Origin of the sequence: Streptomyces klenkii (assembly GCF_003626645.1) — a bacterium.
Lineage (GTDB): Bacteria > Actinomycetota > Actinomycetes > Streptomycetales > Streptomycetaceae > Streptomyces > Streptomyces klenkii.
Map to the genome: position 1 here is coordinate 1 of NZ_RBAM01000165.1, position 1,111 is coordinate 1,111.

Annotated in this window: 2 protein-coding genes; both read right to left on the bottom strand. The window is 73.7% G+C overall.

Going from position 1 to position 1,111, the window contains the following annotated elements; translation table 11 throughout:
* The coding region (locus tag D7231_RS35470; protein WP_147449915.1) for an ATP-binding cassette domain-containing protein at positions 1-691 on the bottom strand (691 nt) is incomplete at its 3' end.
* Positions 692-732: 41 nt separating this feature from the next.
* Positions 733-1,111: substrate-binding domain-containing protein (locus tag D7231_RS35475; protein ID WP_147449916.1), on the bottom strand; the 379-nt coding region annotated here is incomplete at its 5' end.

Genomic DNA, 1,111 nt, shown 5'->3' on the forward strand with positions numbered 1-1,111 from the left:
CCACGTCGAAGGTGCCGTTGTTCCGGCCCAGCAGCAGCACCGCGACCCGGTCGGCCACGGCCTTGATGTCCCCCATGTTGTGGCTGATCAGCAGCACCCCGACGCCCCGGTCGCGCAGGCTCTCCAGCAGGTCGAGGAAGCGCACCGACTGCCGCACGGACAGACCCGCGGTCGGCTCGTCCAGCAGCAGCAGCCGCGGCTCGCCCAGCAGCGCCCGGGCCAGCGCCACGGTCTGGCGCTGCCCGCCGGACAGCCCGGCGACCGGCGCGCGGACGTTGGGGATGGGGAGCGAGAGAAGGTCCAGCAGCTCGCGGGTGCGCCGGCCCATCGCCGCCTCGTCCAGGGTGAACGCCCTGCGCGGCTCGCGGCCGAGGAAGACGTTGCCGACCACGTCGACGTTCTCGCACAGCGCCAGGTCCTGGTAGACGACGGAGATGCCCAGCGCCTGCGCGTGGTGCGGGCGGGTGAGGGACACCTCGCGTCCCTGCCACCGGATCGTGCCCTCGTCGGCCGGGTGGGCGCCCGCGATCACCTGCACCAGGGCGGACTTGCCGGCGCCGCTCTCGCCCATCAGGCCGACGACCTCGCCCGGATGGATCTCCAGGTCGACGCCGTGCAGTGCGTGGACGGCGCCGAACCGCTTGGAGATCCCGCGCACCTCCAGCAGGGGAGCGTCGGCGGCCTGCGCCATCGCGTCCTCCTCTCGTGCTCCGCCGGCGGTGCCGGGCGGCGTCAGTCGGTGAGCCCGGCCCGCGCGCACGCGGACCGGTACTCCCGGGTGCAGATCTCCTCGACGGAGAAGAAGCCGTCGCGGATGACCGTCTCCTCCAGGTTGTCGAGCGTCACGCCGACGGGATCGAGCAGGATGGCGGGGACCTCCTCGCCCGCGGGCGTGTCGATCCGCTCCTCGGCCATGCCCTCCAGGCCCTCCCCGCGGGCCAGCGCCAGGGCCGCCTCCGCCGCGGCGTCGGCCTCGTCCGCGAAGGGCTTGTAGACCGTCATGTACTGCTCGCCCCGCACGATGCGCCGGAGGGCCGACAGCTCGGCGTCCTGGCCGGTGACGGGCGGCAGCGGTGTGATGCGAGCGTCCTTGAGGGCCTCGATCACACCG